Annotated in this window: 7 protein-coding genes and 1 pseudogene; 5 read left to right on the plus strand and 3 right to left on the minus strand. The window is 67.7% G+C overall.

Annotated features, from left to right (window positions below; all coding sequences use genetic code 11):
• From QOI01_RS28585 to QOI01_RS28600, 4 genes are all read left to right on the plus strand, one after another.
• Positions 1 to 1,688 (plus strand): ABC transporter ATP-binding protein (locus tag QOI01_RS28585; protein ID WP_526386519.1); only part of this gene is annotated, 1,688 nt, incomplete at its 5' end.
• Positions 1,689 to 1,760: 72 nt separating this feature from the next.
• Complete coding sequence (locus tag QOI01_RS28590) at positions 1,761 to 3,467, plus strand: AMP-binding protein (protein ID WP_526386520.1); 1,707 nt, start codon at positions 1,761 to 1,763, stop codon at positions 3,465 to 3,467.
• Positions 3,464 to 5,104 carry an AMP-binding protein gene (locus QOI01_RS28595; protein WP_526386521.1) on the plus strand — a complete coding sequence of 547 codons (1,641 nt, stop codon included), beginning with the start codon at positions 3,464 to 3,466 and terminating at the stop codon, positions 5,102 to 5,104. Before QOI01_RS28590 ends, QOI01_RS28595 begins: the two co-directional genes overlap by 4 nt.
• A gap of 38 nt (positions 5,105 to 5,142) precedes the next feature.
• The gene (locus QOI01_RS28600; protein ID WP_526386522.1) at positions 5,143 to 5,616 is read left to right on the plus strand and encodes a hypothetical protein; all 474 of its coding nucleotides are present in this window, start codon (positions 5,143 to 5,145) and stop codon (positions 5,614 to 5,616) included.
• Here QOI01_RS28600 and QOI01_RS28605 read toward each other — a convergent pair.
• A complete protein-coding gene (locus QOI01_RS28605) occupies positions 5,533 to 6,369 on the minus strand; it encodes a VOC family protein (protein ID WP_526386523.1) in 837 nt (278 codons plus the stop codon). The genes QOI01_RS28600 and QOI01_RS28605 overlap by 84 nt on opposite strands.
• 18 nt (positions 6,370 to 6,387) lie before the next feature.
• Positions 6,388 to 7,521 (minus strand): FAD-dependent oxidoreductase, encoded by a 1,134-nt coding sequence (locus QOI01_RS28610; protein ID WP_526386524.1) that lies wholly within the window; start codon positions 7,519 to 7,521, stop codon positions 6,388 to 6,390.
• A gap of 100 nt (positions 7,522 to 7,621) precedes the next feature.
• Here QOI01_RS28610 and QOI01_RS28615 point away from each other — a divergent pair, with 100 nt between their 5' ends.
• Positions 7,622 to 8,164 carry a TetR/AcrR family transcriptional regulator gene (locus QOI01_RS28615; RefSeq protein WP_526386525.1) on the plus strand — a complete coding sequence of 181 codons (543 nt, stop codon included), beginning with the start codon at positions 7,622 to 7,624 and terminating at the stop codon, positions 8,162 to 8,164.
• Positions 8,165 to 8,219: 55 nt separating this feature from the next.
• Here QOI01_RS28615 and QOI01_RS28620 read toward each other — a convergent pair.
• Positions 8,220 to 8,434: pseudogene (locus tag QOI01_RS28620) on the minus strand (hypothetical protein); the annotation flags it as partial.

Below are 8,434 nucleotides of genomic sequence, written 5' to 3' on the forward strand. Positions count from 1 at the left end.
TGGCGCTGCTGGCGATCGTCGTGGTGGTGGAGAACGCCGCGCGGTTGTCGGTGCCGCTGCTGGTGCAGCGCGGCATCGACCACGGCATCCCGCCGATCGTCGACGGTGGTTCGGCACGGGAACTCCTGTTGATCGTCGCGTCGCTGTGCGGTGTGGTGCTGGTGCAGGCCATCAGCCGGATGTTCTTCCTGCGCCGCGCCGGGCGGATCGGCCAGGAGGTGCTGCTTGAGTTGCGCCGCAGGATCTTCCGGCACTTCCAGCGACTCGACGTGGCCTTCCACGATCGCTACACCTCCGGCCGTGTGGTGGCCCGCTCGACGAACGACGTCGAAGCCATCCAGGACATGTTGGAGACGGGGTTCGACGGTCTCATCACCGCCGTCCTGACGCTGTTGGGAACGTCGGTGCTGCTCGTCGTGCTGGACGTGAAGCTGGGCCTGATGTGCCTGTGCGCCTTCCCCGTTCTGGTGCTGCTGGTCGGGTGGTTCCGCACGCAGTCGTCGAAGACCTACAAGTTGGTCCGCGAGAGCGCGGCGCTCGTGATCGTCCAGTTCGTCGAGACCATGACGGGCATCAAGGCCGTGCAGGCCTACCGCCGCGAGCCGCGCAATCAGCAGATCTTCACCGACGTCGCCGACGAGTACAAGAACATCAACGAGCGGGCGTTCAAGCTGCTCGCGGTCTTCATGCCGGCAGTGCGGCTGGTCGGCAACATCGCCACCGGCGGCGTGCTGCTCTACGGCGGCTACCGGGTGCTGCACGGTGAGGTTACGCTCGGCACGCTGACCGCGTTCCTGCTGTATCTACGGATCTTCTTCGAGCCCATGCAGGAGATCTCGCAGTTCTTCAACACCTTCCAGTCGGCTGCCGCTGCGCTGGAGAAGATCGCAGGCGTGCTGGCCGAGGCGCCGGGCATCCAGGACCCCGAGCGGCCGGTCGAGTTGTCGAATGTCAACGGCGACATCGGCTTCCGCGACGTAAGGTTCGGCTACGTACCGGACCGACCGGTGCTGCCGGAGTTGGACCTGCGAATCCCCGCGGGGCAGACGGTGGCGCTCGTCGGCACCACCGGCGCTGGCAAGACCACGATCGCCAAGCTGATCGCCCGGTTCTACGACCCCACCTCCGGTGCGGTCACCCTCGACGGCGTCGACCTGCGCGACCTAGCGCAGGCCGACCTGCGTCGCCACGTCGTGATGGTCACCCAGGAGAACTTCATGTTCGAGGGCACCGTCGCCGACAACATCCGCTTCGGTCGCCCCGACGCGACGGACGCCGAGGTGCGGAAGGCGGCCGAGGCGGTCGGCGCGGACCGGTTCATCGACGCGCTCGCCGACGGCTATGACACCGACGTGGCCAAGCGCGGCGGCAGGTTGTCCGCGGGCCAGCGGCAGCTGATCGCCTTCGCACGCGCGTTCCTCGCCGACCCTGCGGTGCTCATCCTCGACGAGGCGACCTCGTCGCTCGACATCCCCAGCGAGCGCTTGGTGCAGCGGGCCCTGGCCACCGTGTTGGCCGACCGCACCGCGGTGGTGATTGCCCACCGCCTGTCCACCGTCGAGGTCGCGGACCGGGTGCTGGTCCTCGAGCACGGTCGCGTCGTCGAGGACGGCCCGCCTGAGGAGTTGATCCTCGGCGACGGCAGGTACGCCGCGTTGCACCGGGCGTGGGTCGAGTCGCTGGCCTGACGCGGCGCGCTCCCGTGCGCCGAAACTCCGGAATCCGCCGCAGCCGCGGGGCATGACGTAGATCCTGGTGGCATGGGCACCAACACCGATCTCTATCGCAGCGCCCGCGATCAGCTCGTCGAGCTGATCAGTGATTACGACAAGGCGGTCGACACCTTCGCGTGGCCGCAGCTGACGGGCGCGTTCAACTGGGCGACGGACTGGTTCGACGTCATCGCCCGGGAACCCTCCACGGCAGACCGGCTCGCCCTGTGGATCGTCGAGCAGGACGGCTCCGAGCAGAAGGTGACATTCGCCGAGATGGCGGAGCGCTCCGACCGAGTGGCGACCTGGCTCGCGGGCCTCGGCGCCGGCAAGGGGGACCGGGTCATCCTGATGCTCGGCAACCAGGTCGAACTGTGGGAGTCGATGCTGGCGGTGGCCAAGCTGGGCGCCGTCATCATGCCGACCACCAGCGCACTCGGACCCGCCGACCTCGCGGACCGAATCACCCGCGGCGGCGCCTGTGCCGTGATCGCCAACACTGCCGACACCGCGAAGTTCGACGGTGTCGTCGGAGAGTTCACCCGGATCGTGGTCGGGGAGGCCGTTGCCGGCTGGCATTCCTACGCCGACGCCGATGACGTTCGGGCCGCCGGACCCCTCACCGCCGGAACCACGGTCGACGATTCGATGCTGGTCTACTTCACCTCGGGCACCACCAGCAGGCCCAAACTGGTCGAGCACTCCCAGGTGAGCTATCCGGTGGGGCACCTGTCGACGATGGCGTGGATCGGCCTGCGCCCCGGCGACGTGCATCTGGCGATCAGCTCGCCGGGCTGGGCCAAGCACGCCTGGAGTTGTTTCTTCGCGCCGTGGATCGCCGAGTCGACCATCTTCGTCTACAACTACGGCCGGTTCGACGCGGCCGCGCTGCTGCATCAGATCCGGCGGGCCGGTGTCGCCACGTTCTGTGCCCCGCCGACGGTGTGGCGGATGCTGATCCAAAACGACCTCGGCACGAGGCCCGACGCGCTGCGCGAGATCCTCGGTGCCGGTGAGCCGCTCAACCCCGACGTCATCGCCAGGGTCGAGCGGGCCTGGGGACTGACCATCCGGGACGGCTTCGGCCAGACCGAGACGACGCTGTCGGTCGGCAACACTCCGGGCCAGCCGGTGAAGGCAGGCTCGATGGGCAGGCCGATGCCCGGGGTGCCGGTGGTATTGATCGACCCCCGCTCGGGTGAGCCTGCAGACGAGGGCGAGATCTGCCTCGACCTCGGTGCAAGTCCGCTGAACCTGATGACCGGATATGTCGGCGATCCGGCACGCAACGACGCCGCGATGGCGGGCGGTTACTACCACACCGGGGACGTCGCGAGCCGCGACGACGACGGCTACATCACCTACATCGGCCGCACCGACGACGTGTTCAAGTCGTCGGACTACAAGGTGTCGCCCTTCGAGCTGGAGAGCGTCCTGATCGAGCACCCTGCCGTCGTCGAGGCGGCGGTGGTGCCACAGCCCGACGCCACCCGGCTCGCGGTACCCAAGGCGTACGTCGCGCTGGCCGAGGGATGGGAGGCGGGCGCCGACACCGCGCGGGCGATCCTCGAGCATGCGCGCGACCACCTGGCGCCCTACCTGAGGGTGCGTCGGGTCGAGTTCTTCGAACTGCCGAAGACCATCTCCGGCAAGATCCGTCGCGTCGAGCTGCGCCGTCGCGAGGAGGACGCGCATCGGGCGGGCACGCCGATCGCCACGGAGTACCGCTACGAGGATCTGGTGGACTGGCGATGAAGTCCTACGACGCGGGCCCCACCGACGTCCCCGTTCTCGACGAGACCATCGGCGCCAACTTCGAACGGACCGCCGCGCGGTACCCGGACGTCGAGGCTCTGGTCGACGTCGCGGGCAGGCGACGCTGGACCTACGCCGAGCTGAACGATGAAATCGACCTCATTGCACGGGGTTTGATGGCTCGCGGCATCGAGAAGGGCGACCGTGTGGGTATCTGGGCGCCGAACTGTCCCGAGTGGACGATCGTCCAGTACGCGACCGCCAAGATCGGCGGGATCCTGGTCAACGTCAATCCCGCTTACCGCACCCACGAGTTGGCCTACGTGCTCGAGCAGTCCGGCGCCTGCGCGTTGATCGCCGCGACGGCGTTCAAGTCGTCGGACTACTGCAGCATGGTGGCCGAGGTCCGCTCGGCGACGCCGCAGCTGTCCGACGTGGTGTTCCTCGGCACCGACGACTGGCAGCAGTTGCGCGACGGTGCCGACGCGGTCACCGTGACTGCGCTGCGCACCAGGCTCGCCGCGCTGGCCAACGACGACCCGATCAGTCTCCAGTACACCTCGGGCACAACGGGTTTCCCGAAGGGTGCGACCCTGTCACACCGGAACATCCTGAACAACGGGTACTTCGTCACCGGTCTGATCAACCTAGGTCCCGAAGACCGGCTGTGCATCCCGGTGCCCTTCTACCACTGCTTCGGCATGGTGATGGGCAACCTGGGCTGCACGACGCGCGGGGCGACGATGGTGATTCCGGCGCCCGGTTTCGATCCGGGGGCAACGCTCGCGGCGATCGAACGGGAACGGTGCACCGGTGTCTACGGCGTGCCGACGATGTTCATCGCCATGCTGGGGCACCCCGACTTCGCCCAGCGCGACCTGTCGTCACTGCGCACGGGCATCATGGCGGGCGCGGTCTGTCCCGTCGAGGTGATGAAACGCTGCGTGAACGAGATGAACATGACCGAGGTCGCGATCGCGTATGGCATGACCGAAACCTCCCCGGTGTCGTGCCAGACGTTGATCGACGACGACGAGGACCGGCGCACCTCCTCGATCGGCCGGGCCCACCCCCACGTCGAGGTGAAGATCGTCGACCCCGAAACGGGCGGGGTGGTGGAGCGCGGAGAGCCGGGGGAGTTCTGCACCCGCGGGTATTCGGTGATGCTCGGATACTGGCAAGGATCCGGAGGACGCGATGCGACCGGAGGGCGCGAATTCAGCACGGAGGCAATCGATTCCGATGGCTGGATGCACACGGGTGACCTGGCGGTGATGCGGGCCGACGGCTACTGCAACGTGGTGGGCCGCATCAAGGACATGGTGATCCGCGGCGGTGAGAACGTGTACCCGCGCGAGGTGGAGGAGTTCCTCTACACCCATCCCGACGTCGAAGATGCCCAGGTGATCGGTGTTCCCGACCCCAGGTACGGCGAGGAGATCTGTGTCTGGCTCCGGATGCGGCCGGGTGCCACGCCGCTGGATGCCGCCGCGGTGCGCGCCTTCGCCGACGGAAGGTTGGCGCACTACAAGATTCCGCGCTACGTCCACGTCGTCGACGAGTTCCCGATGACGGTGACCGGCAAGGTCCGCAAGGTCGACATGCGTGCCGAGAGCGTTCGGCTTCTCGGCCTGTAGGGGTGGCACCGAAGCCGCACTGCTGCGAGAGTTGAGCCATGTCCGCCACGCACCGGTCCGCCGTCCTCGGCCGTCGGACGTGTGCGCTGGTGGCGGCGGCCTCGGCCGTCCTGCATGGGTTGATGGTCGGCGATGCGGGCCACGCAGCGGTGGCCGTGCTGATCGTCGTCATGGCGGTGGCCTGCCTCTATTGCGCGCGCGAGCTGTGGACGGCGGGATCGCCACGGGTGTGGTGCATCGTCGCCGTGATGAACCTCGGCATGGTTGCCGTGCACTGGTCGATGCCGGGGCACCATCACGGCCAGGTGATGGCAGTGGGGCAGGCGAGCCCCATGTCGACGCTGATGGTCGCCGCCACCACCATCTCGGTGGCGGAGGCTGCCATCGCGACCGCCGTGCTGTGGATTCAGACCCGACGCCGGGCCGAACTAGCCCTTGGGCGGGGTGAACTGGCTCAGCACGAATTCCGCACCGTACGGGTCGCGGACCGTCGCGGTCCTCGTCCACTCTGAATCCTCGGAGGCGATCACGGCGGCCCCGAGATCCTCGGCCGTCGCCGCGGAAGCGTCGCGATCCGCCACGGCGAAGGTCACCTGCCAGTGTTCGGGGTGTCCCTCCGGAATGATGCGCATCCACGCGACGGTGTCCTCGAAGCCCGCCGGTGCCGCGATGTCCGCCTGTCGCTGCCTGATGTCGGGATCGACCGTCGCAGCGAGGTGGTCGCCGTATCCGGGCCTGCGGACCATCGTCGCGTATCCGACGTCGTCGACCTCCCAGCCGAACAACCGTGAATAGAACGTCGCTGCCGAGTGGGGATCGGGCGTCTGCAGGTCGCTGAAGTTCCACGCCCCCGGCGCGTTGACGAGTTGCGCGCCGAGTCGCTTGCGCGCCTGCCACAGCCGGAACTCGGCGCCGCGGGGATCGACGCACACGGCCTGACGCCCAGCGGAGCCAACGTCGTGGGGGTCCACGGTCACGGTGCCGCCGGCCGCTTCGACGGCCTTGGCGGTGGCGTCGGCGTCGTCAACGGCGATGTAGGTGCGCCACGTGACGGCCTCGTCCTCGGAGTCCGGCGAGGCGATCGCCGCGACGTCCTCCCCGCCGATGGTGGCGATCAGGTAGTGGCCAGGCGCCTCGGCGGGTACGGCCTCGGTGAACGTCCAATCGAACAGCCCCCCGTAGAAGCGCTTGGCTCCATCGAGGTCGTGCGCGACGGTGTCCACCCAGCTGGGGACGCCGTGGGGGTATGTCTTGGGCTCGGTCATGCGATCAGGGTGCCCGGATCAGCGATACGCCAACCCCGACAATCGGGACGCCAGTGTGCGGGTCGCCGGTGAGATGTGACCGACCAAGCCCAGCAACACGTTTCGCGCCGGACGAAGGGTTCGGGGGAGTGTGGCGAGCGTGGTCAGTCGGTCGGTCAACTCGACGACCTGTTGGGCGATGGGGCGTCTGGCGGCGCTGTAGGCGTCGAGCAGCGCGTCGGGTCCGCCGTAGAGCACTGCGGTAACGGTGTCGGCCAAAACGACCGCGTCCTGGATGCCGAGGTTCATGCCCTGGCCGCCCGCGGGACTGTGCACGTGGGCGGCATCGCCTGCCAACAGGATGCGGCCCGCCCGGTAGGTGTCGGCGACGCGGTGGTGGATGCGGAACCGCGAGCCCCAGGCCACCTCGGTCACGGTGATGCCGCCAGGACCCCTGGAGTCGAGCAGTCCCTGGACGAATTCCACTGAGGGCTGCTCGGGAGCATCGTCGACGGGGGCGACGACGCGGAAGGTCCCGTTGGGCAGAGGCGCGACGACGGTCAGGCCCTCACTGGCCCAGAACAGGCGCACCTCGTCGGTGGGCGCGTCACCGCCCAGTCGCGCGTCGGCGAGCACGAACGAGTGTTCGTATGCGCCACCGGAGAAACCGATCCCCGCCTGTTCGCGGACGGTGCTGTGCATCCCGTCGGCGCCGACGAGATACCGCGCCCGGACCGTGTCGCCGTCGGTGAACGACGCGGTGACCCCGTCGGCGTCCTGCGTGATCGTGGTGAGCACCTTGGGCCGGGTGACGTCGCCGCTGAGTTCGCGCACGCGGTCGAGCAGCAGGCGCTCCGTCGTCGACTGGGGGACCAGAAGCGTGAACGGATAGTCGGTGATCAGCCCGCTGAAGTCGATCTTCAGGAGCACCCTGGCGCCGTCGCGAATGACGAACCTGGGCGCTTCGATGCCCTCCTTGAGGAGCCGGCGAGTCACGTCCAGACCATCGAGAACTTCCAGGGTGCGGGCGTTGACCCCGGCGGCGCGAGACGTGTTGGCGCCTTCGGGCTGGCGGTCGACGAGCGTCACGCTCACGCCCTTGAGCAGCAGGGACGCGGCCAGGGTGAGCCCGGTGGGACCGGCGCCCACGATGAGTACGTCGGTGTCGTTCACGGAAATTTCCTTCGTGTGAGAAATGCCAACAGGCGTTGGTATTCTCATGGTGTGCTGTTAGTTGGAAAAAGTCAACACACGTTGGCCTACACTCGTTGGCATGGGTAGCAAGGCTGATCAGACCAAGGCCGTCATCCTCGCCGCGGCGAGGGAGCGGTTCGCCCAATCCGGCTACGAAGCGGCCACCATCCGGGCGATCGCGGCCGAAGCCAACATCGATCCGTCAATGGTGATGCGCTATTTCGGCAACAAGGACCAGCTGTTCGCGGCGGCGGCGGAGTTCGACCTGAGGTTCCCCGATCTGACCGACATTGCGCCGTCCGACTTGGGTGCGACGTTGGTGGCGCACTTCCTCGAGCGGTGGGAGGACGACGATGCGCTCGTGGTTCTCTTGCGTTCGGCGACGACGAATGCCGACGCGGCTCAGCGCATGAAGGACATCTTCGCCGCGCAGCTGTTGCCCGCGATCGGCAAGTTCATCCCCGACGACGCCCCCCGTCGGGCTGGCCTGATCGCGACGCAGGTGCTCGGAATGGCGCTGTGTCGCTTCGTGTTACGACTGCCTCCCGTGGTCGCCATGAGCTCCGATGAACTCGTCGAGTGGCTAGGCCCGACGCTGCAGCGGTACGCGACCGCGCCGTAGACGGAGTCGTCGCTAGAACGATGGTCTCGGCGAAGCGTTTTATCGCGATCTCCGGCTACGCTCCCAGCACGATTTCCTGCCGCGTGAGTTCGGATCCGAGGGGCGAAGAAGCCGATGCCCCATAGCGATTCGCGTCGCTGAATACGTCGTTGACCTCGCGGAGCCCGATTCCCCGCAACGCCTCGTATGCGCCGGCGCCGAGCAGGTCCCGCGCGTCCAATGCGTATAGCAGGCCGGCAGTCAATTTTTCGCTGACACCGTGTGTGGCGC

The sequence above is a fragment of the Mycobacterium sp. genome (genome assembly GCF_032162605.1).
GTDB lineage: Bacteria > Actinomycetota > Actinomycetes > Mycobacteriales > Mycobacteriaceae > Mycobacterium.